The sequence below is a fragment of the Pseudomonas sp. MG-9 genome, from assembly GCF_018729515.1.
GTDB lineage: Bacteria > Pseudomonadota > Gammaproteobacteria > Pseudomonadales > Pseudomonadaceae > Aquipseudomonas > Aquipseudomonas serboccidentalis.
Genome location: NZ_JAHHZH010000005.1, coordinates 501,168 through 525,685, shown reverse-complemented (window position 1 = coordinate 525,685; position 24,518 = coordinate 501,168). Strand labels below are relative to the sequence as shown.

The following is a 24,518-nucleotide window of genomic DNA, read 5'->3' as shown; positions in this document are numbered from 1 at the left end:
GATCAAAAGATCGCAGCCGGCAGCAGCGCCTTCATCACTCGGAGCAGGCGCCGCCGAAGGCTGCGATCTTTTTGCTTGAAACACTGCCAACTACGCCGTTAGCACCTGCTTGGCGACGATGTCGCCAAATAGCAGCTGATTGCCGTGAATGTATCGAGTCCCCCGATACAGTTGCTCGCCATCCACCTCAACCAGGTCTTCATCCATGTACATGAACACGACCTTGGTGGCCGGCGCGGCGATATCTCCAGGAAATTTTTCGTGATTTTCCAGCAGGTTGAGCGCCCAGCGAAATTGCATGAGCGGCAGGTGACTGATTTCGATCTGCTCCGTTCCGCCCGGCAACCGGAAATCCCGCCGCGCCGTGATGCGCAACGTGTTCCCTTGCACTTCGAATACAGGTTTTACGTAGCGCACATCGAGAGCAGCGCCTTCACCCCATTGATCCATGTAGTAATTGGGCGGCGTGAAGAGTTTGAACAGCGCCGCGTTGTCGTGAATGTTGCCAGCGGCATCAAACAGGTAGTTGTAGGAGTAGTGGTAAGCAAGACCATCCAGTTCTGGCCGAATGGCATTGACCGGACTGTTCAAAAAGTCCGGAGAGTGAACGTTTGTCATATGCACAAAGTGGGTGAAGTCCAGATCCATGTCGAAGGTCACGCTGTAACCGAGGGCCCGCTCCGACTCATTCTTCTGCAACCGTCCTGAAACAAAATCCAGAGCCATGCCTTCGAGCTTTCGATAGCTACGTTCTTCTTGCATCACCGTGCCTCCCTGAGAGCGGATATGCCCGCCCCTCATGTCACCGCGTTCGACGATTGACGTCTACTGACAGAACTGACAGGTAAACAAGCATTTCAGATGAACGGCCCCATCAAGAATCGCGGCGCAAATCCGGCGGGATCGGCAGATCATCCTTGAGCGGATCCGGGCGCTTGCCCTTGCCGGCGCGGTACTGGCGGATCTGGTAGACGTAGGCCAGTACCTGGGCGACGGCCAGATACAGGCCGCCGGGGATTTCCTGCTCCAGTTCGGTGGAGTAATAGATCGAACGCGCCAGCCCCGGCGATTCGAGGAGCATGACGTTGTTGGCGACAGCGATTTCGCGGATCTTCAGCGCCAGGAAATCGCTGCCCTTGGCCAGCAGCATCGGCGCCCCGCCCTTCTCCGCGTCGTACTTGAGCGCGACGGCGTAGTGGGTCGGGTTGGTGATGACCACGTCGGCGTCGGGAATCGCCGCCATCATCCGCCGTTGCGACATCTCGCGCTGGGTCTGGCGGATGCGCTGCTTGACCTCCGGTCGGCCTTCCTGATCCTTGTGCTCGTCGCGCACTTCCTGCTTGGTCATCAGCAGTTTCTTGTGGCTTTCCCAGAGCTGCACCGGCACATCGACGGCAGCGATGATGATCAGACCGCAGGCCAGCCACAGCGAGCTCCAGCCCACCAGCGTCACGCTGTGAATGATTGCCTGCTCAAGCGGTTCGTGGGCAATGCGCAGGAAGTCATCGATGTCTGCCGACAACACCATCAGCGCCACGAACAGCGTGATCAGAAACTTGGCCAGCGCCTTGACCAACTCGATCACCGCCTTCATCGAGAACATGCGCTTGAGGCCGGCGCCCGGGTTCATCCGGCTGAATTTCGGCGCCATGGAGCCCGCCGCGAACAGCCAGCCACCAAGGGAAATCGGCCCGATCAGTGCGGCCAGCAACAGGGTGATCATGACCGGCTGAATCGCCACCAGCGCGATCTTGCCCGACACCAGCAGGAACGTGCCCATGGATTTCTCGTCCATGATCACCTCCCGCGACAGCGAGAAGTTCAGCCGCATCACGTCCATCAGTTCCTGCGCCAGCATGCCGCCGAATATCAGCAAGCCACCGGCACCGGCAAGCATCACCGCCAGAGTGTTGAGCTCTTTGGAACGAGCAATCTCACCCTTCTCACGGGAGTCCTTTTTGCGTTTCTCCGTGGGGTCTTCTGTTTTGTCCTGACCGCTTTCGCTCTCAGCCATGCCTCAGCGCGCCCGTGCCAGTTCGCGTAGCAACTGCAAGGCCTCGGAGGCCAGCGGTTGATACTGATTGAGAATGTCCGCCAGACCGACCCAGACGATGAACAGACCAAGGACCAGGGTCAGCGGAAAACCGATGGAGAAGATGTTCAGTTGTGGCGCAGCGCGGGTCATCACGCCGAACGCGATGTTGACCACCAGCAGCGCGGTAACCGCCGGCAACACCAGCAACAGCGCCGCCCCCAGCACCCAGCCGAGTTTGCCGGCCAGCTCCCAATACTGCGCCGTCATCAACCCGCCACCGACCGGCAGCGTGGTGAAGCTCTCGGTGAGCACTTCGAAGACCACCAGGTGGCCGTTCATCGACAGGAACAGCAAGGTCACCAGCATGGTGAAGAACTGGCCGATCACCGCCACCGAGACGCCGTTGGCCGGGTCGACCATCGAGGCGAAGCCCATGCCCATCTGGATCGCGACAATCTGCCCGGCCACGGCAAAGGCCTGGAAGAACAGCTGTAGGGAAAACCCCAGCACCGCACCGACCAGAATCTGCTCGGCGATCAGCAACAAGCCGCTGAGATCCAGCGGACTGACCGCCGGCATCGGCGGCAGGCCCGGGGCAATACACACGGTGATCGCCACGGCGAAATACAGGCGTATCCGGCGCGACACCAGCGTGGTGCCGAACACCGGCATGACCATCAGCATCGAGGCGACGCGAAACAGCGGCAACATGAACGATGCCACCCAGCTACTGATCTGGGTGTCGGTCAGCTGAAGCAGCGATTGCATGGCTCAGCCGATGACCATCGGGATATTTTTGTAGAGCTGGATGATGTACTCCATGAACGTCTGCACCAGCCACGGGCCGGCAACGATCAGGGTCACCAGCATCACCAGCAGACGCGGCAGGAAGCTCAGGGTCTGTTCGTTGATCTGTGTCGCGGCCTGGAACATCGCCACCAGCAGGCCGACCAGCAGGCTCGGCACCACGAGGATGGCGACCATCATCGTGGTCAGCCACAACGCTTCACGAAAGATATCGACCGCCACTTCCGGCGTCATGGCGAAACACCCCCGAAGCTACTGGCCAGAGTGCCGATGATCAGCGCCCAGCCATCCACCAGCACGAACAGCATGATCTTGAACGGCAACGAAATGATCAGCGGCGACAGCATCATCATACCCATCGCCATCAGCACGCTGGCCACGACCAGGTCGATGATCAGGAATGGAATGAAGATCATGAAGCCGATCTGGAACGCCGTCTTGAGCTCGGAGGTGACGAACGCCGGCACCAGAATAGTCAGCGGCGCCTGATCCGGGGTAGCGATGTCGGTGCGCTTGGACAGGCGCATGAACAGCTCCAGATCACTGGTGCGCGTCTGGGCGAGCATGAAGTCCTTGATCGGCACTTGCGCCTTCTCCACCGCTTGCTGCGCAGTGAGTTTTTCCGCGAGGTAGGGCTGCAGCGCATCGTTGTTCACCCGATCGAACACCGGCGCCATGATGAACATGGTCAGGAACAGCGCCATGCCAGTGAGGATCTGGTTCGACGGCGTCTGCTGCAGGCCCAGGGCCTGACGCAGGATCGAGAAGACGATGATGATCCGGGTGAAACTGGTCATCAGAATCACGGCCGCCGGAATGAAGCTCAGGGCGGTCATGATCAGCAGGATCTGCAGACTGACCGAATACTCCTGCGCGCCGTCGGCGTTGGTGCCCAGCGTGATCGCCGGGATCGACAACGGATCGGCGGCGAACGCCAGCGGCGCGGCCAGCATCAGGGCCAGCGTCAAGACGATGCGTAGCGCACCCATTACTTCTTATCCTTCTGATCCTTGCCGAGAATCTTCAGCAGATGCTGGGCAAATTCCGGGGTCGCTTTTTCGCTGGTGCTCGGCACCTGCACTGGCTCCTTGAGCACATGCAGCGCAGTGATGGTGCCGGGGCTGAGGCCGAGCAGAATCTGCTCGTTGCCGACCTGCACCAGCATCAACCGGTCACGAGGGCCGAGCGCGCGCGAACCGATCAGCTCAATCACCTGGCCCTTGCCCGCCGGACCCGCCTGCTGCACCCGGCGCAACAGCCAGGCGAGGAAGAAGATCAAGCCCAGCACCAGCAATAACCCGAATACCAGTTGCGTCAGTTGCCCGGCCACACCACTGCCGACCGCCGGCGCAGCAGTCGCAGCGGCAGACGTGGCGGCCGGTTCGGCGGCCAGCACACTCAGTGGCAGCGCCAGCAATGCCCAGAGAAACCGTTTCACTCAGCGCAGCTTCTTGATGCGTTCGCTTGGGCTGATCACGTCGGTCAGGCGGATGCCGAACTTCTCGTTGACCACCACCACTTCGCCGTGCGCAATCAGCGTGCCGTTGACCAGCACGTCCAGCGGCTCACCGGCCAGACGATCCAGCTCGATCACCGAGCCCTGGTTCAGTTGCAGCAGGTTGCGAATGTTGATGTCGGTGCTGCCCACTTCCATCGAAATCGATACCGGAATGTCGAGGATCACGTCCAGGTTCGGACCGTCCAGGGTCACCGGATCGTTGTTCTTCGGCACACTGCCGAACTCTTCCATCGGCAGACGGTTGGAGCTTGTGGCGCCAGCGTCGGCGGCCAGCAGCGCGTCGATGTCGGCCTGGCTGCCATCACCGGTCTCTTCCAGGGCCGCAGCCCATTCGTCGGCCAGTGCCTGATCGTCCTGGGCGTTCATTTCGTCGTTCATCATTTGTCCTCGGCGGGCAACAATTCAGTTAAATGCGTGGGGGTGAGAGCGCCGCTTCAGCGACGCTCGATCGGCTCGATCACTTGCAACGCGAGGTTGCCTTTGTGCGAGCCCATCTTGACCTTGAAGGCCGGTACGCCGTTGGCGCGCATGATCATGTCTTCTGGCATCTCGACCGGGATCACATCCCCCGGCTGCATGTGCAGGATGTCGCGCAGCTTCAACTGGCGGCGGGCCACGGTGGCACCGATTGGCACGTCGACATCGAGCACGTCCTGACGCAGGGCATTGACCCAGCGCTCGTCCTGATCGTCGAGGTCCGACTGGAAACCGGCGTCGAGCATTTCGCGCACCGGCTCGATCATCGAGTACGGCATGGTCACGTGCAGGTCACCGCCACCGCCATCGAGTTCGATGTGGAAGGTGGAGACCACAATCGCTTCGCTCGGGCCGACGATGTTGGCCATGGCCGGGTTAACTTCCGAGTTGATGTACTCGAAGTTGACTTCCATGATCGCCTGCCAGGCTTCCTTCAAATCGACGAAGGCCTGCTCCAGCACCATGCGCACCACACGCAGTTCGGTCGGGGTGAATTCACGCCCTTCGATCTTGGCGTGACGGCCGTCGCCGCCGAAGAAGTTGTCCACCAGCTTGAACACCAGTTTGGCGTCGAGGATGAACAGCGCGGTGCCGCGCAACGGCTTGATCTTGACCAGGTTGAGGCTGGTCGGCACGTACAGCGAGTGCACGTATTCGCCGAACTTCATCACCTGCACGCCACCGACGGCAACGTCCGCCGAGCGGCGCAGCATGTTGAACATGCTGATGCGGGTGTAACGGGCAAAACGCTCGTTGATCATTTCCAGAGTCGGCATGCGTCCGCGGACGATGCGATCCTGGCTGGTCAGGTCGTAGCTTTTGACACTGCCGGGTTCGGCAGCGTTATCGGTCTGTACCAGACCATCGTCGACGCCATGCAACAGCGCGTCGATTTCATCCTGGGACAGCAGATCCTGCACGGCCATGTCGTGTTCCTACTGCAGTACGAAATTAGTGAAAAGCAACTGTTCGATCACCACTTTGCCCAGCTCTTTCTGCGCCACTTCCTGGACGCTGGCTGTGGCCTTCTGGCGCAACATCTCTTGGCCGACCGGAGTCGCCAGTGTGGCGAAATCCTGACCGGAGAAGAGCATCACCAGGTTGTTGCGGATCACCGGCATGTGTACTTTGAGCGCCTCCAGATCGGCCTGGTTACGCGCCAGCATGGTGATGCTCACCTGCATGTAGCGCTGACGGCCGTTCTGGTTGTAGTTGGCGACAAACGCCGGCGCCATCGGCTCGAAAATCGCCGGCTGCTTGCCGACCGGCGCGCTCTCGGCCGCTGCGGCAGGCTTGCTCTGAGCACTGTGCATGAAGTACCAGGTCGCGCCCACGGACACACCGATCGCCAGCAGCAGAGCCACCACGATCAGGATGATCATCTTGAGTTTGCCTTTGGTCGCGGGGTCTTTTACAGCTGCTGCTTCGCTCTTCGCCATGCCAATAATCCGTCACTAATCGGGTTTTCACAGTCGCACGGCAAGGCAAGAGCAAGTGTTATGCCAGAAGTGTCGGAGGAAGGACCTGCAAGAAATCGCCGAGAGCCAAAAGCAAAAGATCGCAGCCTTCGGCAGCTCCTGCATTGGAAGGTGTACACCCTGTAGGAGCTGCCGAAGGCTGCGATCTTTTAGTGTCGCCGCAATCGTCAGGCGTAATAGTCGACCGCGCTGCTGCCGATCACGCTGGTCGCTTGAGCAGCAGCTTCAGCAACAGCCGCTGGCGCCAATTCTTCATCGGCCGAATCCAGACGCCCGCCAGCGGCACTGGTGCGACCGCTCTGGCCGTGCTGCGCCTGCTCTTGGCCCTGCTGACCCTGCCAACCACGGCTCTGGTCGGAGACGTTGACGTCGACCTGGCCCATGCCCTGCTGAGTGAACATGTCGCGCAGACGATGCATCTGGCCGTCGAGGGCTTCACGCACACTTGGATGCGCGCTCATGAACGTCACTTGGGTCTGCTGGTCCGGGACCATGTTCACCCGGATATCCAGACGCCCGAGCTCCGCCGGCTGCAATTGAATATCCGCGGCCTTCAGATTGGCGCTCGACAGGTACATGACGCGGTTGACGATCTCTTCGGTCCAGCCGCTCTGGTGCATGGCGATCGGTTGATTCACCGGCACTGCATTCGCGGTCTTCGGGGTGGCCGCCTGGGTCAGCGCCGCCAGACGGTTGGCGAAATCATCAACCCGGGTGTCGCTGGTGGCGGACTTGAGATCTTTCAGGCCATCGTCGATCAGGCCGCTGAAGGCTTTCTCGCCATTCTGGCTGGTGCTGTCCTTGTCGGCCTGCACGTCGAGCATACTGGCCATGCCGGCGGCAAAGGTCTGCGCCGAAGTCAATTCACCGTCGGCCTGAGTCTGGGCTGGCGCGGCTTTAGGCTGGGACTGGCTGGCGGCGGAAATATGCCCGCCCTGCTCCATTGCCATGCGCACCGCTGGCAGCGAGTCGAGAGGATCGGCCGCGGGGTCGAAACCACTGTCGGTGGATGCCGCCGGGTCTTTGACCACCGCCGACGCCATGGTAGCGCCCACAACCGGTGTGTCGGTTTTGGCCGGCGTTGGCGCAGCTGTTTCAGCGACCGGGGCTGGCACCACGGGCGTCGTCACCAGCGGTTGTACGGTTTGCGCCAGGGCCGGATCCAGCGTCGGATCAACCGGCGTGGTGTCAGCCACTGGAGTCTGCGTTGTGTCCGCGGCAGCTTCATCGCTGGCGGCCTGATCATTGGATGCGGTCGAGGCTGTCTTGTCGGCAGGCAAAGCATTGCCGCTATCGGCAACGGTCGGTTGTGCGGCGGCAGACTGCGACTTGCCGACATCCTTTTTATCGCTGCTATCGGCGACCTTGTCGCCTGCCGACTTCGTTGCGGTGTCAGTGCTGGCGAGGGTCTTTTTCGGGCCTTGATCGGCAAACACCTGAGCGAAGCTTGAGGCCTTGTCCCCAGCATCTGCGGCCACTGCCGAGGTTTTGGCAGCCGCGGCTTGCGCCTTGGCCTGGGCGGCAGATTGAAGAAGAACATTGGGGGTCGCAGGCATGACACGGTCTCCGCTGCACTGGAATCGTAGGTACAGTTGAAGGGGATTATTGCAAGTGTCGGGCCAGATTTGTCCGGCGCCTGAGAAAAGCGCCGGACGGCAGGATTTAATGAGTCAGTGCGTGCTGGCGTTCGTCTTCGTAGACCGGACGCACTTCGGCAAATTCGCTACCGATATCGGCCACCAGTTTGACGATTTCCGCCGGACTACTGTTTTTGGCGCCTGCCTCAAGCTCCTGACAGAGCTTCGCCAGTCGAACAGCGCCCATGTTGCTGGCGCTACCCTTGAAGCTATGCGCAACCCCGGACAACTGCTCGGCATCGGCGGTCTCTTGCAACTGATGCAAGCGACTTTCGGAATCCGCCAGAAAGGTATCCAGAAGCTCCGGATAGCCCTCCTCCATCACTTCGCGCAGTACGCTCAGCGCCTCGCGATCAATATGTGTGTCAGCCACTTGTTCACTCCTTGATCAAGAATTCGTGAATTATGCCTTAACCTCCCAGAAAAACTCCACGCAAGCACTGCGACCTTCGTCCGACCAACTGGCGTTACGCCCCAGTTGCCGGACCAAACTGACGCCACGCCCCGACAGACGGACACCATCAAGCGGTCGCCCCATCACCCGCGCCACGTCAAAACCCTTGCCGCTGTCCTCGACGCGGATGACCAGACAGCCACCCGCCCCTTGCGGCCGCACCTGCAGATGCACGCGCACGTAACCGTCCTGCAACGCCTCCAGCCGCTCGTTGCGCTGTTCGTAGTAGCGGGCGAATCCCGCTGCATCGCGCTTGAGACTGGAATCCAGGCCCAGCACCCCGTGCTCCAGCGCGTTGGAGTACAGCTCGGCAAGCACGCTGTAGATCGCGCCGCTCTGGCTGCGCAACCCATGCACTTCCAGCAACAATTGCAGGAGGTAAGGCAAGGGATTGAAGCGCTTGAGTGTGGCGCCGCGAAACTCGAAGCTCACCGACCAGTCCAGCGGACACGATTGGCCGCTGTCGGAATAGACCGGCGCCGACGGCACCACCTGCGCGGCCTCCAGCAGGCTGATCTCGACCATGCTCACATCGTCACGGGGCTCGCCGCGAAATTCGTGCAAGGCCTGCTCGATCTCGGCAAACAGGTTGTCCGGCTCATGGTTGGCGGCAAACAGTTGCTGCAAACGCTCGACACCGAACAACCGGTCATCGGCGTCAGTGGTGTCGATCACCCCGTCCGACAGCAGGAACACCCGGTCACCCACGGCCAGGGTCTGCACTTGCGTGCGGTCATCAAACGCTTGCGGGCTGAGCACTCCCAGCGGCAAATGCCGCGCCGGCAGCGGTACGCGCTCGCCCGTGGCAATCCGGTGCAGATAACCGTCGGGCATGCCGCCGTTCCATACCTCCACCGAACGGCGCTGAAAACTCAGGCAGAGCATGGTCGCGCAGCAGAACATGTCCACTGGCAGGATGCGCTTGAGCTTGGCGTTCATCTCGCGCAGGGTCTCGGCCAGGCCGTAGCCCTTGGCGGTCATGCCGTAGAACACTTCGGCCAGCGGCATCGCGCCCACCGCCGCCGGCAAGCCGTGACCGGTAAAATCGCCGAGCAGCACATGCATGTCGCCGGCCGGGGTGTATGCCGCCAGCAGCAGATCACCGTTGAACAACGCATAGGGCGATTGCAGGTAGCGAATGTTCGGCGCACTGAGGCAACCCGAGTGCGCGACCTTGTCGAACACCGCTTTGGCCACGCGCTGTTCGTTGAGCAGGTAATCGTGATGTCTGGCGATCAGGTCGCGCTGTTGCAGCACCGTGGCCTGCAGACGGCGCAAGCGATCCATTGCCTTGATTTTGGCGGCGAGGATCACCTGGTTGTAGGGCTTCGCCAGAAAGTCGTCACCACCGGCCTCAAGGCAGCGAGCCAGCGCTTCGCTTTCGGTCAGCGAGGTCAGGAAGATGATCGGCACCAGGGTTTCCCCCGCCAGCGCCTTGATCTGCCGCGCCGCTTCGAAGCCGTCCATCACCGGCATCATCGCGTCCATCAGCACCAGATGCGGCGGCTGACGCCGGAACACCTCCAGCGCTTCGGCGCCATTGGCCGCCGTCAGCACCTCATGCCCCTGCCGGCGGACGATGGTCGACAACAGCAGCCGATCGGCGGCGCTGTCTTCGGCGATCAGGATCGTCAGCGGCTCTTGCGCCTGCATGGCCGTCAACTGATGTCGAAGAGCTTGTCGAAGTTGGAGATGGCGAGGATCTTGCGCACGTCGGAGTTGCTGTTGACCACCCGCACGTCCGAATTGTCACCGCCGGCGTGATCGCGCAGCAGGAGCAACATGCCCAGCGCGGAGCTGTCGAGATAGGTGGCGTCTTTCAGGTCGACCACGATGGAGTCGGGCGTCGGTTTAAGCTGCTCATAGGACTCGCGAAACTCCTGATGGCGACCAAAATCGAACCGCCCCTTGACCGAAATCGTCAGCTTTTGACCATCCGGAGAGACTTCTGTAACGACTGACATTGACTGGCTTCCTTGTCATTGACGAACGTGTACAAGGTTTAGCACTTGCACAGGGTTGCGGCAAGGTGCAACGCCAGATCGAATGTGGGAGCGAGCTTGCTCGCGAAGGCGTCATGCCAGTCAACATTTCAGTCAACCGAGCGATTGCATTCGCAAGCAAGCTCGCTCCCACAGTGTTTAGTGGCGCGATTTAGAGAGGATCATGGCGCGGCAAGCGCTGCGACAACTCGTCCAGCAGCTTCTGTTCGCGCTTGTCTTCGAGGCGTTGCGCCTCTTCGCGATAGCGCTGCACCAGCTTGCGCAGGCCCTCGACCTTGGCGAACGCCTGTTGCCAGGCGTCCCGCGCCTTGATCAGGTTGTTCTGGTGCCAGACCAGACTCTGGCGCTGCTGGTCGATGGCCGTGTCCAGCTGCGCCAGAAAACCGTGATAACCCAGCAGCCATTGCCCGGAAACCCCGTCGCTGCCACGCACGATCCACTGTTCCTGATAATCCAGACGAAAGGCGTCGAGGTCGGCGAGTTTGCTTTCGGCGACTTTGACCTGGCCCTGGAAGTAACCCAAACGCTGCACGGCAGTTTTTTCGGCCTGCTCGGCCATTTCCACCACTGGCGCCAGGCGTGCGGCGCGACTCACGGCCATGGCCGGTTACCCGCCTGCCGCAGGCGCGAACAGGGTTTCCAGATAAGCCTGGCTTTCGCCCATGTTGATCTTGTCGTTCAGCCCCTGGCGCTGGTAGCGGGTCAGTTGCGGCTGCAGCGAGATCGCCAGATCGGTCTCGCGATCGCCACCGGCCACATAGGCACCGACGCTGATCAGATCGCGGCTCTGCTGATAGCGCGACCACAGTTGCTTGAAGTACTGCGCACGCTGCATGTGCTCCGCCGAAACCACGGCCGGCATCACCCGGCTGATCGAGGCTTCGATATCGATGGCCGGATAATGACCTTCCTCGGCCAGACGCCGGGACAACACGATGTGGCCGTCGAGCACGCCCCGTGCCGAGTCGGCAATCGGATCCTGCTGGTCATCACCCTCGGACAACACGGTGTAGAACGCGGTGATCGAACCCCCGCCCTTCTCCGCATTACCGGCGCGCTCCACCAGTTTCGGCAGCTTGGCGAACACCGACGGCGGGTAACCCTTGGTCGCTGGCGGCTCGCCAATGGCCAGGGCGATTTCCCGCTGAGCCTGGGCAAAACGGGTCAGCGAATCCATGAGCAACAGGACGTTCTTGCCCTTGTCGCGGAAATACTCGGCAATCCGCGTGCAGTACATGGCCGCGCGCAAACGCATCAACGGCGCATCGTCCGCCGGCGAGGCCACCACCACCGAACGCTTGAGGCCTTCTTCACCGAGAATGTGCTCGATGAACTCTTTAACTTCACGACCCCGCTCACCGATCAGGCCGACGACGATGATGTCGGCCTCGGTGAAGCGAGTCATCATGCCCAGCAGCACCGATTTACCGACACCGGTACCGGCGAACAGGCCCAGACGCTGACCGCGCCCGACCGTGAGCAGGCCGTTGATGCAACGGATGCCGACGTCCAGCGGGACGTGGATCGGGTCGCGGTTGAGCGGGTTGATCGTCGGGCCGTCCATCGGCACCCAGTCTTCGGCTTTCATCCCGCCCTTGCCGTCCAGCGCACGTCCGGCGCCGTCGAGCACGCGACCGAGCATGCTCATGCCCATCGGCAGCCGACCGGTTTCGGCCAGTGGCACCACGCGGGCGCCCGGGGCGATGCCGGCGACGCTGCCGACCGGCATCAGAAATACTTTGCTGCCGGAAAAACCCATGACTTCCGCTTCCACCTGGGACGGGTGATAGCTGTCGTCGTTGATCACCAGGCAGCGCGTGCCCATGGCGGCGCGCAGGCCTTCGGCTTCGAGGGTCAGGCCGACCATGCGCAGCAGGCGGCCTTCGAGAATCGGCGCACCGGCAATCTCGACGGCCTCGGCATAACTGCTCAGACGCTTGGCGAAGCTGGTGCGTTCAAGGCGCATCGGGGGCGTCCGCGAGCGGCTCGTCAGGGGTGGCGGCGGATTTCGGTTCTTGCGGCAAGTCCAGACTCAGATCCGGCGCGGCCGGGTGCAAAACCTGTTCGTGCAACTGGTCGAACAGCTTGTCCATGACCTGAGTGATGCGGGTTTCAATGCTCGCGTCGATGCGGCTGTGCGCGGTTTCAACCCGGCAACCACCGGGCATCAGCGATTCATCCTCGACGATCCGCCAGGATTCCTCGTGACGCTCGCGCAGGGCCTTGGCCTGCTCGAAGTCCTGCGGATTGACGTACAGACGCACGTTGTCCACACCCAGCGGCAACAGCTTGATGGCGTCACGCATGACGTGTTCGATCTGGCTGGAATCGATGGCCAGTTCGCGCTTGATCACCTGTTTGGTGATGTGCTGCACGAGGTCGACCAGCGACTTTTCGATCTGTGTGTCCTGCTCGGCAATCGGCTCGAACAAGTGCGTCATCAGTTGCTCGAGGCTGGCCAGTTTTGCCGCCAGCGCGACTTCGGCTTCCTGACGCACCTTGAGCGTAGCGCTGTGAAAACCTTCTTTCTCGCCGATGCCAAAGCCCTCGTTGTAAGCCTCCTGACGGATGCTTTCGAGTTCTTCCAGGGTCAGTGGCTGGACTTCCTCCAGCGGCACTTCTTCCATTTCCGGCGGTTCGGGCTCCGGTTCCGGCTCGGGTTCCGGTTTCGGCGGATCGAAGCTGGGCAGTGCCCAGGACTCGAAACCACGGACATCCCGGGCGCGGATCAGATCCGTCACTGACTCGTCATGCTTGTCCATGGGCTTAGATCATTTCCTCGCCACCCTTGCCACCGAGCACGATTTCGCCGGCTTCGGCCATGCGACGGGCAATGGTGAGGATTTCTTTCTGCGCGGTTTCCACGTCGCTGACGCGCACCGGGCCCTTGGCCTCGAGGTCGTCGCGCAACAGTTCGGCCGCACGCTTGGACATGTTCTTGAAGATCTTCTCCTTGACGCCTTCGTCCGAACCCTTGAGGGCCAGTACCAGCACGTCGGAGGACACTTCGCGCAACAGCGCCTGGATGCCGCGGTCGTCGACATCGGCGAGGTTGTTGAACACAAACATGAGGTCTTCGATCTGACCGGACAGGTCTTCGTCGACTTCGCGGATCGAATCCATGAGCTGGCCTTCGATCGAGCTGTCGAGGAAGTTCATGATGTCCGCCGCGCGCTTGATGCCACCCAGGGTGGTGCGCGAGGCATTCGAGTTGCCGGAGAACTGCTTCTCGAGAATCTGGTTGAGTTCTTTCAGTGCGGCTGGCTGCACGGTGTTCAACGACGAGACGCGCAGGATGATGTCCAAACGCACCTTGTGGTCGAAGTTGCCGAGCACTTCACCGGCCTGATCCGGGTCGAGGTACGCGACCACGATTGCCTGGATCTGCGGGTGTTCGTAACGGATCACGTCGGCAACGGCACGTGGCTCCATCCACTTCAGGCTGTCGAGGCCGCTGGTGTTGCCACCGAGCAGGATGCGGTCGATCAGGCCGTTGGCCTTGTCTTCGCCCAGGGCCTGGGTGAGCATTTTGCGCACGTAGTCGTCGGAGCCGACGCCAAGGCTGGTCTGGTCGCCGACGATATCGACGAACTCGCTCATGACCTGCTCGACCTGCTCGCGATGGACGTTGCCCATCTGGGCCATGGCCACACCGACACGCTGAACCTCTTTGGGGCCCATGTGGCGCAGCACTTGCGCGGCATCGGTCGAACCCAGGGACAGCAGCAGAATCGCGGCTTTGTCGACCTTGTTCAGTTTGACGGTTGCGGCTCGGTTATCACTCATCTGCGTTAATCCACTCTTTCACGACCTGAGCCACGCGACCCGGATCTTCGGCCACCAAGCTCTTGATTGCATTCAGCTGTGCGTCATAACCCTCGCTCGGGCTAGGCAACAGAATGCTCTGCGGACCACCGAGGCTTACGCGATCGTTGGCCAGTTCGCCGTCCAGGCCGCCCATGCCACCGAGTTCCACGTCGCTGCCCAGACCGGCCAGCTCCTTGCCTTTGCCGCCACCGGTGATGTTGTTCAACACCGGACGCAGCACACCAAACACCAGCACCAGGATGAACAACACACCCAGCACTTGTTTGACGATGTCCCAGAACCATGGCTGGGAGTAGAACGGAATATCGGCGACCACTTCACCGCGCTCGGCGGAGAACGGCATGTTGATCACGCTGACGCTGTCGCCACGGCTGGCGTCGAAGCCGACGGCGTCCTGCACCAGACGGGTGAAGCGCGCCAGTTCATCGGCACTCCACGGCGCACGGGTGGTTTCACCGTTGGCAGCATTGACCTTGACCTGATCGTCGACCACCACCGACACCGACAGACGATTCAGGCGACCCTGCTGCTGTTTGGTGTGGCTGATGGAACGGTCGAGTTCGAAGTTCTTGGTGGATTGTTGACGCTTGTCCGCCGGGTACGGCGCGAGCATTGGCTGGCCGGTGGCCGGGTCCATGATCTGCTGACCGTTGGCGTCCACCAGGGGCTGACCGGGCTGAATCATGCCGGCAGCAGCCTGCGCGCCACCCGTGGTTTGCGGTGCCGAAGCCGGCGCCGGCGGCTGGTTGCTCAGGGCACCCGGCACACCTTGCGGACCATTGCTGGCGGTGCGTTGTTCGTTGACCGACTGCTCGCTGCGCAACGCCGGTTGATCCGGGTTGAACTGCTCGGCGGTCGATTCGACGGCACTGAAATCGATGTCGGCCGAAACTTCAGCCTTGTAGCGATCATTGCCCAGTACCGGCTGCAGAATGTTGTGCACGCGCTGGGTGAGCATGCTTTCCATGCGGCGGCTGTAATCGAACTGCTTGCCGGCCATGGTCATTTCGGAGTTCTCCGCCTGATCGGAGAGCAGGTTGCCCTTCTGATCGACGACGGTGATCTGCGATTTGCTCAACTCAGGCACGGAGGTCGCCACCAGGTTGATGATCGCAACCACCTGCCCCGGCTCCAGCGAACGCCCGGAGTACAACTCGACCAGCACCGAGGCGCTTGGCTTGCGCTCATCACGCACGAACACCGAACTCTTCGGAATCGCCAGGTGCACGCGGGCGCCCTTGACGTTGTTCAGGCTGGAGATGGTGCGTGCCAGCTCGCCTTCCAGACCACGACGGTAGCGCGTCGCTTCCATGAACTGGCTGGTGCCCAGACCCTGTTCCTTGTCGAGGATTTCGAAACCGATGTTGCCATCGCTGGGAGTGACACCAGCGGCCGCGAGTTTCATCCGTGCACGGGACAGATCGTCGGCCTTGACCAGCAGGGCGCCGGAGTTCGGTTCAACGGTGTAGGGAATGTCGGCGGAGGCCAGAGTGTCCATGACCTGCTTGGCGTCCATGCCGGCAAGGCTGCCGTACAACGGACGGTAATCCGGCTGCTGCGACCACAGCACCACGGCAAAGCCAATCGCCACGCTCGCAGCCAGGCCGACCAACAGGCCCACCTGACGCAGCATGGTCATCTCGGAGAGGTTTTCCAGGAAGGACAGGCCGAACAGCGGCGGTTTGCCGTCTATCGGGGTGGCCTTGGCCGGAACGTTATCGGCGACTGCTTCTGCCATGACTCAATCTCGTCCTTAAACCGGCATCTGCATGATGTCTTGATAAGCCTGAACCAGTTTGTTGCGCACCTGGGTCAGAGCCTGGAACGACACGCTGGCTTTTTGCGAGGCAATCATCACGTCGGTCAGATCGACGCCGCTCTTGCCGATTTCAAATGCGTTGGCCAACTGAGTCGACGCCTGCTGGGTATCGCTGACTTTGTTGATGGCCTGACCGAGCATGTCGGAAAAGCTGCTGCCTGCCAGTTCCGGGACGGCGGCAGTCGATTTCGGCGTGGCCATGGCGTCCATTTTCATGGCCTTCATGTCCATCATCAACCGATTAAATTCAATACCTTGGCTCATGGTCTACTCTCTTGGGCGGCCCGCAATTTTTTGACACTCACTCGGCGGGTACACAGGTGTTAGCAACAAGGGTGCCAGCTCATGGGCAGCCTTTTCAGAAAAGCGTGTTCAAACGTCTGGCGCGGCTCAGGTGGCGAACAGATACCCTTCGACATCCATCCCGGCATCACGCATTTGCGCCAGTTTGTAGCGCAGGGTACGCGGGCTGATCCCGAGCTTTTGCGCGGCTTCTTTACGCCGGCCACGCTCGGTACGCAGGGTGTCGATAATCATCTGAAACTCCCGACGCCGCAGGTCATCGCCCAGCGCACCGGCGGATTCGGCCTCGACTTCGATCTCGCGCACCGACGGTAGAACCGGAGCAACGGCGGGCGCTGCGGTGTATGTCACCACGCCCGTCAGACAGAAATCCTGCGGCTGGATCAACCCGCCCTGCTGCAGAATCAGTGCACGTTGAATCGCGTTATCCAGCTCGCGCACATTGCCCGGCCACGGGTAACCAGTCAGACACGCCTGAGCCTCTGGCGAGAGTTTCGCCGCCGCATGCTTCATTTTATTGACGTGTTTGTTCAGCAACCGCTGCGCCAGCGGCAGGATATCGGCGGTGCGCTCGCGAAGTGGACGCCACGCCAGAGGGAAAACCGACAGCCGGTAGAAAAGGTCTTCACGGAAGCGCCCCGCCGCCACTTCGCCCGCCAGATCACGGTTGGTGGTAGCGACCACGCGGATGTCCAGAATGATCGGCTTGCGTGCGCCGACACGCTCGACTTCGCGCTCCTGCAGCACCCGCAGCAACTTGGCCTGCAGGCCCAGCGGCATCTCGGAAATTTCGTCGAGCAGAATGGTGCCGCCATCGGCCTGCTCGAACTTGCCGGCCTGCGCCGCGATGGCGCCGGTGAACGAGCCCTTCTCGTGACCGAACAACGTGGCTTCGAGCATGTTGTCGGGGATCGCCGCGCAGTTGATCGCGATGAACGGCTGACTGGCGCGATGGGAATGCTGGTGGATGTAGCGCGCCAGCACTTCCTTGCCGGTGCCGGACTCGCCGGAAATCAGTACCGTGGAATCGCTGCGTGCGACCCGCGCTGCCAGCTCCAGCAACTGCGCACTGGCGGGCTCGACCGCCACCGGGCCTTCACTGTCAGCAAGGCTGACACCCCCCAGGGCATGGCGCGAGACCAGATCCAGCAGCGCCTTCGGCTCGAACGGTTTGACCAGATAATCCGCCGCGCCCTGACGCATCGCATCCACCGCGCGCTCCACCGCGCCATGGGCGGTCATCAGCAGCACCGGCAATTGCGGCTGCCGCGCACGCAACAATCCAAGCAGTTGATGGCCATCCATGCCGGGCATGTTGACGTCGCTGACCACCAGACTGAACGCTTCGTGCTCGACCGCCTTCAACGCCTCTTCGGCGCTGCCGACCGCCTGGTAGTCGTGGCCCGCCAGCAACAGCGTATCGGCCAGCGCTTCGCGCAACGAGCGGTCATCCTCGACCAGCAACACCTTGATGCCCATGACGTTCACTCAGCTCCCTGAACAGCGGAAAACAACGGCAGGATCACCTGCGCGCACGTGCCGCGCCCGACTCGCGAACGCAGCTGCAACTCTCCCTGATGTGCCCGCGCCACTGCCTTGACCACGGTCAGGCCAAGTCCGGTGCCGGTGACTTTGGTGGTAAAAAACGGCTCGCCGAGACGCTCGAGCACCACCGGATCAATGCCGCTGCCGCTGTCGCTGACGCACAGGCGCAGGCTGTTGTCGCGGGTGTAGCAATGCACTTTCAGGCGCACGTTGCCGTCACTGGCCTGAATCGCGTTTTCAATCAGATTCAAGATCGCCCCGACCAGGGTGTCGCGATTGCACAGCAACTCGCCGGCATGACTGTCGCACTGCCAGCGGATGGGCAGGTCCTGCACATGGGTCAACGCGGCGGCTTGCAGCGACTGCATCAGGGCACTGGGGGTGATGCGATCGGTCAGTGGCAGTTCGCCACGGGCGAACACCAGCATGTCGCGCACCTGATGCTCCAGTTCATGCAGGCGCTCCTTGAGGCGCCCGGCAAAGCGCTGCTGGGTGGCGACCGGCAGAGCCTGCTCAGTCAAATGACTGGCGTAGAGCAAGGCGGCGGACAACGGCGTGCGGATCTGATGGGCCAGCGAGGCAACCATGCGCCCCAGCGAAGACAGACGCTCGTGGCGCGCCAGTTGATCTTGCAGATGACGGGTTTCTGTCAGGTCGTTGAGCAACACCAACTGCCCCGGCTCGGCGTCCAGCGAGCGGGTGGCAATCGACAGGCGCCGACCGTTCTTCAGGGAAATTTCGTGGCCGTCGTCTTCACGCGGGGCAAAGCAACGGGCGATGACATGGCGCCACAACTCGCCTTCGAGTGGCAGACCGAGCAATTCGATCGCCGCCGGGTTGGCTTCATGGACGATGCCGTGACCGTCAATCACGATGACGCCACCGGGCAACAGGTCCAGAAGGTTTTGCAAACGGTTGGCCAGACGCTCCTTCTCGGCCAGCTCCTGCATGCGCTGGGCACTGACCACCGCCAGTTCGCCCTTGAGCTCGGTGACCCGGGCTTCAAGCATGCTGTAGGAGTCGGTCAACTGGCTGGACATCTGATTGAACAACGCGAACGCGTGCTCAAGACCCTGACGGCTCGCCTGCTCGATGGACGCTGGTTGCCCCTCGGCATTGGAGGCAGAAGACATCTGGGCGTGGGGCATTGTGTTCTCTCGCTTGGCTGACCGTCAGTTAAACGGAACGTTGCGAGGGATGTAGCAATACCCGTGCCTAAAAAAAACTGCTTATAAATGAAGAGGTTGAAAAACAGGCGTCAATCATCCGCCTGTTCGTCTCCTTCGCGCCGGCTCATGCCGTACTTGCGCATCTTTTCCACCAGCGTGGTGCGACGGATACGCAGGCGTTCGGCGGCACGCGCCACAATGCCATTGGCATCGTCCAGCGCCTGCTGAATCAGGCCCTGCTCCAGACCACCGAGATAGTCCTTCAGGTCCAGGCCTTCGGGCGGCAGCATGGCGTTGGCGGTGAAGTCCGGCGTATGACCATTGATCGCCACACGCTCTTCGAGATCACTGCGCAGGTTGTCGACCATCTGCTCGTCTTCGTCGTCGACGTAGCGGAATTTCTTCGGCAACTCGACCACGCCGATCACCCCGTACGGGTGCATGATCGCCATGCGCTCCACCAGGTTGGCCAGTTCGCGGACGTTGCCCGGCCAGCCGTGACGGCACAGCGACATGATCGCCGCCGAGTTGAAACGGATAGAGCCGCGCTTTTCGTGCTCCATGCGCGAGATCAGTTCATTCATCAGCAGCGGAATATCTTCGACACGCTCACGCAGCGGTGCCATCTCGATCGGGAACACGTTCAGGCGATAGTAGAGGTCTTCGCGGAAGGTGCCGATCTCGATCATGCTTTCGAGATTCTTGTGGGTCGCGGCAATGATGCGCACGTCGACGCTCTGGGTCTTGTTGCTGCCCACGCGCTCGAAGGTGCGCTCCTGCAACACGCGCAGCAGCTTGACCTGCATCGGCAGTGGCATGTCGCCGATTTCGTCGAGGAACAGCGTACCGCCGTTGGCCAGTTCGAACCGTCCGGCACGGCTGGTGATCGCGCCAGTGAAGGCACCCTTCTCGTGACCGAACAGCTCGCTTTCCAGCAGCTCCGCCGGGATCGCTCCGCAATTGACAGGAACGAATGGCGCATCGCGACGCTTGGAGTGGTAATGCAGGTTGCGCGCAACCACCTCCTTACCGGTACCGGACTCGCCGAGGATCAACACACTGGCGTCGGTGTCGGCTACCTGCTGCATCATCTGCCGAACGTGCTGAATCGCCCGGCTGGTGCCGACAAGACTGCGGAACAGATTGGGTTCGCGATGACGGCCGCGCTCGCGGGCCTGGTCGTACATCTCGCGATAGACCTGGGCACGGTGCAGGGAATCGAGCAATTTGCTGTAGCTGGGCGGCATTTCGAGGGTCGAAAGCACTCGACGACGCTGGTCTTCAGGCAAGTCAACGGAAGAATTATCGCCCATCAACAAAACCGGAAGGAACTCATCCCAGGTTGAGAGTGTCTTTAACAAGCCCAAAAGTGCACCCGGAGCATTGACCGTCCCGATTAGTACACAAATGACTTCACGACTTGATGACAAAGAGCCGACAGCCTGCTGCCAGTCATGGCTGCCGCAGGGTAAATTTTCTTCGCCGAGAAAATTTAAAATCACCGCCAGGTCGCGGCGGCGGACGCTATCGTCATCGATCAGCAGAATTTTGGTTTCACGCCACATGCAATAGCAACTTCCCTAGTCAACTCAATGCCCGAAAAATGGGGCAAGCGAGACGCTTGCAGGACACCTTGTGCCTGTAGACGCCTGAAATCTGAAAACAGCCACTAGTTAAGTCAAAAAACCGTGCACAGTCAAATTTATGGCGCACATATCTGGATTAACTTCGGGTTAATTAACCAAACAGATGGTAAACCTTTGCCGCCTTTTGCGCTTGGGTGATCTGCGACATCTCGTTGGCTATCGCCTGCCGCTCACCCATGGCCGCCTCCAGCAATTGCTTGTAGACGTGCAGCAACTCCTCGAGGTTTTCGCGCAACGCAGCTTCGTCCAGCGAAGCCTCGGCCATGACGTCTTCCATGCAGGAACGGCAAGCCAGATCCAACTCGCCAATGGCTTCCCAATTGCGTTCGGCCAGCGCGCCGACCAACGCTTCACGGGTATCTGCGATTCGCTGCAATACAAGATTCATGGTGATCTCCTTTAAAACTGAGGACCCGGCGGAGCAATGCCGTCCCAGCCTTCCTTCACGGTGCGCAGCAGACCTGCCACTTCATCGAGAATCTTCGGGTCGCTGCTGATGTTGGCCTCAGCCAGACGCTTCATCATGTAGATGTACAACTGATCGAGTTCACCCACCGTATCGGCGCAGTTATCCAGATCCAGACCTTCGCGCAAGCCACTGATGATGCCGATAGCCTTGCTGATCGATGTGCACTTGCCCGGAATATCCTTGCGCGCGATGGCGCCTTTGGCCTGAGCGATGCGGTCCAGACCACCTTCCATCAACATTTGCACCAGACGGTGCGGGCTTGCTTCGGACGTTTGCGCGTGCGCACCCACTTTCTGGTACTGCCGAAGGGCTAACATTGGGTTCATGTTCTACCTCATTGCAACAATGACTCGTATAGCCAGTGTATCGCCAACGAATGACAAAACTTTAGATCTAAAGACAAAAACCCGGCGCACGCCGATAAAGCGTAGCCGGGTTTTTGTCGCTCTAGCCTGTTACTTCGCGGACTGCTGAGCGTTCAGCGAGCTGAAGAACGACGTAATGTTGCTCGCCGTGGCCTTCATTTGCCCGACCAGCAGGTCCATCGCGTTGTATTTGGCGGTCAGGGTAGCCGTCAGGTTGGTGACGTGCAGGTCCAGTGCAGCCTGTTGCTTCTGCACGTTCGAGGCCAGGTTCGTCAGGTTGGAACTGCGCTGATCGAGCAAGCCACCGGTCTTCACATAAGGATCGACCGCAGCGTTCATGCGCGCCAACAAGCCATTCTTGGCATCGGTACCGCTGAACATCTGTTGAACCTGACCCGCCATGCCTGGCGTCGCCAGACGCTGATTGAGCGTCGAGCTGTTGATCGTCAGCAAACCGGTCTGGCTGTCGGTCATGACACCCAGCTGCGACAACACGGCCAGTTGACCGCCAGCACCTGTGTCCGTCAGCTGTTCACGGATATCCGCCATCAGCGAACGCGGCAGCGAGTCACCGGTGAACGCCGCGGAAACCGTCAGCTTGCCATCGGCGTCCGGCGTGGCCTTGGACAGCGTGTCGATGGTTTTCTTCAGGGTGTTGTAGGAGTCGACGAACGTCTGCAGCGACGTCTGGATCCCTGTAGTGTTGGTCGCCACGGAGATGACCGATGCGGTTTGCGCGCCGTTCACAGTAGGGCTGGCGGCAGTCAGGTTCAGCGTCATGCCGCTGATTGCACCCGTCACCGTGTTGGTCTTGCTGGTAACAGGCAGCCCGTCGATGGTGAGCAACGCATCCATGGCCAATTCACCCACTGCACCGGCAGTACCCGCCGCAGGATTTGTGCCCATTTTCTGGGTGCCATCGATTTCCAGACCGGCAATGCCGCTGACCTTCAGGTCCATGCCCGCGCCGGTCTTGCTCGAACTGAGCACCAGACGTGAAGCGCCGGAGCTGTCTGTCACGATGTTGGCGGAAATACCGTTGCTTGCCTGCGCGGTGTTGATCGCATCGCGAGTGCTCTGCAACGTGGCATTGGCCGGGATCGTGACGTTGTAATCAGTGCCATTCTGACTGATTTTCAGAGTACCACTCGGAATGGCACTGGCGGCACCACCGGCAAATGCGGCACTGGCTACTTTCGAGCCGGTGGCCAGGTTCTTGACGACCACGTTGTAAGTACCCGGAACAGCGGTACTGTTGGAGGTCGCACCGATAACCGACGGCGAGTCCGAAGTGGCGGTATAGCCAGCAAATGCGGGGGACGTCGCATTGTTCAGGTCATTCATCGACTTCTGGAAGGCTGCCAGTGCGCTTTTCAACGAACCGACACCGGAAATCTTCAGCGAGTTGGTTTTCGTCTGATTATCGATTTGCGTCTGTTTCGGCGCCTTGTCGGCGTTGACCAGTGCCGTCACGATCGCACCGATATCCAGGCCGGAACCCAGTCCCGAACCCGGTAAAATTGGACTTGCCATGCTGAATCTCCCTTCAGGTTACTGCCAGACTTTTGACCTGTACCAGCTTCTGAAAAATCTTATAAACACTATTCATGCCAGCTATCAGACTTTGGCGTCGAACAATACGTGACTCGCATTGGCGAGGCTGTCTGCCAGCTTGAGAGCTTCTGCGGAAGGGATTTGTCGAACGACCTCACCCGTCTCGCTTGCAATCACCTTGACGATGACTTTTCCTGAATGCTCGTCGATCGAGAATTCCAGGTTGCGCTTGATCGACTGTACAAACTTCTCGATCTCCTGCACTGCCAGTTTCAACTTCGTATCATCCGAATCCTGATTTTTATCAGCAACCGGCGTATCGACACTGGAAACTTTAGGCGTCTCTGGCGGCTTTTCAGCAACTGGCGTTGCTGGCTTTGGAGCCGGATAAGACACGTTAAGCTTGACGCTCATGTCCATGCTCATCACCTCCTAACGTAAAAAAGCGAGAGAGCGCGACCAGCGCACTCCCCCGCCCTAACTCTTTCCGAAATTACTGAAGCAGCTTCAGTACAGCGGAAGGCAGTTGGTTGGCTTGAGCCAGAACGGAGGTCGAAGCCTGCTGCAGAGTTTGCTGCTTGGTCAGGTTAGCAGTTTCTGCGGCGAAGTCGGTGTCTTGTACACGACCCTGTGCTGCAGTGGTGTTTTCCACGATGTTCTGCAGGTTGGAGATGGTGCTGGTCAGACGGTTTTGCGAAGCACCCAGGCTCGAACGAGTGCTGTTGATCGCGGCAATTGCAGCGTCGATCGCGGTGATTGCGTTGTCGATGTTGGTAGCAGCGCCCGATACGCTTGCACCGGTCAGAACGACAGTACCGCTACCTACGGACAGGCTGACGGCGTCGAACTTGGAGCTCAGTACCAGGTCGATGTGGTTAGCCGAACCAGTGTTCGCGCCCACTTGCAGGGTCACAGTACCAGCCGAACCGTCCAGCAGGTTTTTGCCGTTCAGGTTGGTGGAAGCAGCGATACGGGTCAGTTCGTCCGACATCTGAGCGAATTCAGAGTTGGTTGCGGCCTGGTCGATGCTGCCGTTGGTACCGGTACGGGCTTTAACAGCCAGTTCACGCATACGCTGCAGAATGTCGGTCGAAGCTTGCAGAGCGCCTTCAGCGGTCTGAGCAACGGAGATACCGTCGTTGGCGTTCTGGATAGCCTGGTTGCCACCACGGATCTGGGAAGTCATGCGGGTAGCGATTTGCAGGCCGGCAGCGTCGTCTTTAGCGCTGTTGATTTTCAGGCCGGAAGACAGGCGCTGCATCGAAGTCGACAGGGCGTCGGAAGCGCGGTTCAGGTTCTTTTGAACGTTCAGCGACGTGGTGTTGGTGTTTACTGTTAAAGCCATGACGAATTCCTCGTTGGTTGGGTACTGCGGCTTCCGGCCCTGGCAACCGCCTGGAATGGCCTAGA

General features: G+C 60.5%; 27 protein-coding genes. All 27 read right to left on the bottom strand.

The window, feature by feature from the left end; translation table 11 throughout:
• Window positions 1–90: 90 nt before the first annotated feature.
• Complete coding sequence (locus KKQ10_RS16215) at window positions 91–762, bottom strand: hypothetical protein (RefSeq protein WP_215501671.1); 672 nt, start codon at window positions 760–762, stop codon at window positions 91–93.
• Window positions 763–874: 112 nt separating this feature from the next.
• A complete protein-coding gene (flhB, locus tag KKQ10_RS16210; protein WP_215501670.1) occupies window positions 875–2,014 on the bottom strand; it encodes a flagellar biosynthesis protein FlhB in 1,140 nt (379 codons plus the stop codon).
• A gap of 3 nt (window positions 2,015–2,017) precedes the next feature.
• The gene (gene fliR / locus KKQ10_RS16205; RefSeq protein WP_215501669.1) at window positions 2,018–2,803 is read right to left on the bottom strand and encodes a flagellar biosynthetic protein FliR; all 786 of its coding nucleotides are present in this window, start codon (window positions 2,801–2,803) and stop codon (window positions 2,018–2,020) included.
• A 3-nt stretch (window positions 2,804–2,806) separates the two neighbouring features.
• Entirely contained in the window at window positions 2,807–3,076 is a 270-nt protein-coding gene (fliQ, locus tag KKQ10_RS16200) for a flagellar biosynthesis protein FliQ (protein WP_003222897.1), read from the bottom strand.
• Window positions 3,073–3,831, bottom strand: a complete 759-nt coding sequence (fliP, locus tag KKQ10_RS16195) for a flagellar type III secretion system pore protein FliP (protein ID WP_003222895.1) — start codon at window positions 3,829–3,831, stop codon at window positions 3,073–3,075. The genes fliQ and fliP overlap by 4 nt, the downstream gene beginning before the upstream one ends.
• Complete coding sequence (gene fliO / locus KKQ10_RS16190; protein WP_127651604.1) at window positions 3,831–4,280, bottom strand: flagellar biosynthetic protein FliO; 450 nt, start codon at window positions 4,278–4,280, stop codon at window positions 3,831–3,833. The genes fliP and fliO overlap by 1 nt, the downstream gene beginning before the upstream one ends.
• Window positions 4,281–4,739: a flagellar motor switch protein FliN gene (gene fliN / locus KKQ10_RS16185; RefSeq protein WP_502941608.1), complete on the bottom strand. Its 459-nt coding sequence runs from the start codon at window positions 4,737–4,739 to the stop codon at window positions 4,281–4,283.
• 56 nt (window positions 4,740–4,795) lie between these two features.
• Entirely contained in the window at window positions 4,796–5,764 is a 969-nt protein-coding gene (gene fliM / locus KKQ10_RS16180) for a flagellar motor switch protein FliM (protein ID WP_003222890.1), read from the bottom strand.
• 9 nt (window positions 5,765–5,773) lie between these two features.
• On the bottom strand, window positions 5,774–6,277 hold the full coding sequence (gene fliL, locus KKQ10_RS16175; RefSeq protein WP_127651605.1) for a flagellar basal body-associated protein FliL: 504 nt from the start codon (window positions 6,275–6,277) through the stop codon (window positions 5,774–5,776).
• Between the two features lie 206 nt (window positions 6,278–6,483).
• Window positions 6,484–7,872, bottom strand: a complete 1,389-nt coding sequence (locus KKQ10_RS16170) for a flagellar hook-length control protein FliK (RefSeq protein WP_215501667.1) — start codon at window positions 7,870–7,872, stop codon at window positions 6,484–6,486.
• Between the two features lie 106 nt (window positions 7,873–7,978).
• Entirely contained in the window at window positions 7,979–8,326 is a 348-nt protein-coding gene (locus KKQ10_RS16165) for an Hpt domain-containing protein (RefSeq protein WP_127651607.1), read from the bottom strand.
• A 30-nt stretch (window positions 8,327–8,356) separates the two neighbouring features.
• Window positions 8,357–10,060 (bottom strand): ATP-binding SpoIIE family protein phosphatase, encoded by a 1,704-nt coding sequence (locus KKQ10_RS16160; RefSeq protein WP_215501666.1) that lies wholly within the window; start codon window positions 10,058–10,060, stop codon window positions 8,357–8,359.
• Between the two features lie 5 nt (window positions 10,061–10,065).
• Complete coding sequence (locus KKQ10_RS16155) at window positions 10,066–10,371, bottom strand: STAS domain-containing protein (RefSeq protein WP_127651609.1); 306 nt, start codon at window positions 10,369–10,371, stop codon at window positions 10,066–10,068.
• Window positions 10,372–10,561: 190 nt separating this feature from the next.
• Entirely contained in the window at window positions 10,562–11,011 is a 450-nt protein-coding gene (fliJ, locus tag KKQ10_RS16150; protein WP_127651610.1) for a flagellar export protein FliJ, read from the bottom strand.
• 6 nt (window positions 11,012–11,017) lie between these two features.
• Window positions 11,018–12,376, bottom strand: a complete 1,359-nt coding sequence (gene fliI, locus KKQ10_RS16145; protein ID WP_127651611.1) for a flagellar protein export ATPase FliI — start codon at window positions 12,374–12,376, stop codon at window positions 11,018–11,020.
• Window positions 12,366–13,172, bottom strand: coding sequence for a flagellar assembly protein FliH (gene fliH / locus KKQ10_RS16140; protein WP_127651612.1), 807 nt, complete (start codon window positions 13,170–13,172; stop codon window positions 12,366–12,368). The genes fliI and fliH overlap by 11 nt, the downstream gene beginning before the upstream one ends.
• Window positions 13,173–13,176: 4 nt before the next feature.
• Window positions 13,177–14,196, bottom strand: coding sequence for a flagellar motor switch protein FliG (gene fliG, locus KKQ10_RS16135; protein ID WP_007920042.1), 1,020 nt, complete (start codon window positions 14,194–14,196; stop codon window positions 13,177–13,179).
• Window positions 14,189–15,976, bottom strand: coding sequence for a flagellar basal-body MS-ring/collar protein FliF (fliF, locus tag KKQ10_RS16130; RefSeq protein ID WP_127651613.1), 1,788 nt, complete (start codon window positions 15,974–15,976; stop codon window positions 14,189–14,191). The genes fliG and fliF overlap by 8 nt, the downstream gene beginning before the upstream one ends.
• A 15-nt stretch (window positions 15,977–15,991) precedes the next feature.
• The gene (gene fliE, locus KKQ10_RS16125) at window positions 15,992–16,321 is read right to left on the bottom strand and encodes a flagellar hook-basal body complex protein FliE (RefSeq protein ID WP_003222869.1); all 330 of its coding nucleotides are present in this window, start codon (window positions 16,319–16,321) and stop codon (window positions 15,992–15,994) included.
• A gap of 126 nt (window positions 16,322–16,447) precedes the next feature.
• The gene (locus KKQ10_RS16120; protein WP_215501707.1) at window positions 16,448–17,839 is read right to left on the bottom strand and encodes a sigma-54-dependent transcriptional regulator; all 1,392 of its coding nucleotides are present in this window, start codon (window positions 17,837–17,839) and stop codon (window positions 16,448–16,450) included.
• A 5-nt stretch (window positions 17,840–17,844) separates the two neighbouring features.
• Complete coding sequence (locus KKQ10_RS16115) at window positions 17,845–19,038, bottom strand: sensor histidine kinase (protein ID WP_215501706.1); 1,194 nt, start codon at window positions 19,036–19,038, stop codon at window positions 17,845–17,847.
• A 125-nt stretch (window positions 19,039–19,163) separates the two neighbouring features.
• Window positions 19,164–20,639, bottom strand: coding sequence for a sigma-54 dependent transcriptional regulator (locus KKQ10_RS16110; RefSeq protein WP_215501665.1), 1,476 nt, complete (start codon window positions 20,637–20,639; stop codon window positions 19,164–19,166).
• A gap of 172 nt (window positions 20,640–20,811) precedes the next feature.
• A complete protein-coding gene (fliT, locus tag KKQ10_RS16105) occupies window positions 20,812–21,108 on the bottom strand; it encodes a flagellar protein FliT (RefSeq protein ID WP_215501664.1) in 297 nt (98 codons plus the stop codon).
• 11 nt (window positions 21,109–21,119) lie between these two features.
• Window positions 21,120–21,515, bottom strand: a complete 396-nt coding sequence (gene fliS, locus KKQ10_RS16100; protein ID WP_215501663.1) for a flagellar export chaperone FliS — start codon at window positions 21,513–21,515, stop codon at window positions 21,120–21,122.
• A 129-nt stretch (window positions 21,516–21,644) separates the two neighbouring features.
• Window positions 21,645–23,087: a flagellar filament capping protein FliD gene (fliD, locus tag KKQ10_RS16095; RefSeq protein ID WP_215501662.1), complete on the bottom strand. Its 1,443-nt coding sequence runs from the start codon at window positions 23,085–23,087 to the stop codon at window positions 21,645–21,647.
• Window positions 23,088–23,171: 84 nt separating this feature from the next.
• A complete protein-coding gene (locus KKQ10_RS16090; protein ID WP_215501661.1) occupies window positions 23,172–23,528 on the bottom strand; it encodes a flagellar protein FlaG in 357 nt (118 codons plus the stop codon).
• A 73-nt stretch (window positions 23,529–23,601) separates the two neighbouring features.
• Window positions 23,602–24,453: a flagellin domain-containing protein gene (locus tag KKQ10_RS16085; protein WP_003222852.1), complete on the bottom strand. Its 852-nt coding sequence runs from the start codon at window positions 24,451–24,453 to the stop codon at window positions 23,602–23,604.
• Between the last annotated feature and the right edge of the window lie 65 nt (window positions 24,454–24,518).

Bases quoted from the DNA above. Each gene is read 5' to 3' on its own strand.
- flhB (WP_215501670.1), bottom strand. From the start codon at position 2,014: ATGGCTGAGAGCGAAAGCGGTCAGGACAAAACAGAAGACCCCACGGAG.
- fliJ (WP_127651610.1), bottom strand. From the start codon at position 11,011: ATGGCCGTGAGTCGCGCCGCACGCCTGGCGCCAGTGGTGGAAATGGCC.
- fliS (WP_215501663.1), bottom strand. From the start codon at position 21,515: ATGAACCCAATGTTAGCCCTTCGGCAGTACCAGAAAGTGGGTGCGCAC.
- KKQ10_RS16085 (WP_003222852.1), bottom strand. From the start codon at position 24,453: ATGGCTTTAACAGTAAACACCAACACCACGTCGCTGAACGTTCAAAAG.
- fliL (WP_127651605.1), bottom strand. From the start codon at position 6,277: ATGGCGAAGAGCGAAGCAGCAGCTGTAAAAGACCCCGCGACCAAAGGC.
- KKQ10_RS16120 (WP_215501707.1), bottom strand. From the start codon at position 17,839: ATGGGCATCAAGGTGTTGCTGGTCGAGGATGACCGCTCGTTGCGCGAA.
- fliH (WP_127651612.1), bottom strand. From the start codon at position 13,172: ATGGACAAGCATGACGAGTCAGTGACGGATCTGATCCGCGCCCGGGAT.
- KKQ10_RS16215 (WP_215501671.1), bottom strand. From the start codon at position 762: ATGCAAGAAGAACGTAGCTATCGAAAGCTCGAAGGCATGGCTCTGGAT.
- KKQ10_RS16170 (WP_215501667.1), bottom strand. From the start codon at position 7,872: ATGCCTGCGACCCCCAATGTTCTTCTTCAATCTGCCGCCCAGGCCAAG.
- fliP (WP_003222895.1), bottom strand. From the start codon at position 3,831: ATGGGTGCGCTACGCATCGTCTTGACGCTGGCCCTGATGCTGGCCGCG.
- KKQ10_RS16090 (WP_215501661.1), bottom strand. From the start codon at position 23,528: ATGGACATGAGCGTCAAGCTTAACGTGTCTTATCCGGCTCCAAAGCCA.
- fliN (WP_502941608.1), bottom strand. From the start codon at position 4,739: ATGAACGACGAAATGAACGCCCAGGACGATCAGGCACTGGCCGACGAA.
- fliM (WP_003222890.1), bottom strand. From the start codon at position 5,764: ATGGCCGTGCAGGATCTGCTGTCCCAGGATGAAATCGACGCGCTGTTG.
- fliE (WP_003222869.1), bottom strand. From the start codon at position 16,321: ATGAGCCAAGGTATTGAATTTAATCGGTTGATGATGGACATGAAGGCC.
- KKQ10_RS16115 (WP_215501706.1), bottom strand. From the start codon at position 19,038: ATGTCTTCTGCCTCCAATGCCGAGGGGCAACCAGCGTCCATCGAGCAG.
- fliQ (WP_003222897.1), bottom strand. From the start codon at position 3,076: ATGACGCCGGAAGTGGCGGTCGATATCTTTCGTGAAGCGTTGTGGCTG.
- KKQ10_RS16155 (WP_127651609.1), bottom strand. From the start codon at position 10,371: ATGTCAGTCGTTACAGAAGTCTCTCCGGATGGTCAAAAGCTGACGATT.
- KKQ10_RS16110 (WP_215501665.1), bottom strand. From the start codon at position 20,639: ATGTGGCGTGAAACCAAAATTCTGCTGATCGATGACGATAGCGTCCGC.
- KKQ10_RS16160 (WP_215501666.1), bottom strand. From the start codon at position 10,060: ATGCAGGCGCAAGAGCCGCTGACGATCCTGATCGCCGAAGACAGCGCC.
- fliR (WP_215501669.1), bottom strand. From the start codon at position 2,803: ATGCAATCGCTGCTTCAGCTGACCGACACCCAGATCAGTAGCTGGGTG.
- fliD (WP_215501662.1), bottom strand. From the start codon at position 23,087: ATGGCAAGTCCAATTTTACCGGGTTCGGGACTGGGTTCCGGCCTGGAT.
- fliG (WP_007920042.1), bottom strand. From the start codon at position 14,196: ATGAGTGATAACCGAGCCGCAACCGTCAAACTGAACAAGGTCGACAAA.
- fliF (WP_127651613.1), bottom strand. From the start codon at position 15,976: ATGGCAGAAGCAGTCGCCGATAACGTTCCGGCCAAGGCCACCCCGATA.
- fliT (WP_215501664.1), bottom strand. From the start codon at position 21,108: ATGAATCTTGTATTGCAGCGAATCGCAGATACCCGTGAAGCGTTGGTC.
- fliI (WP_127651611.1), bottom strand. From the start codon at position 12,376: ATGCGCCTTGAACGCACCAGCTTCGCCAAGCGTCTGAGCAGTTATGCC.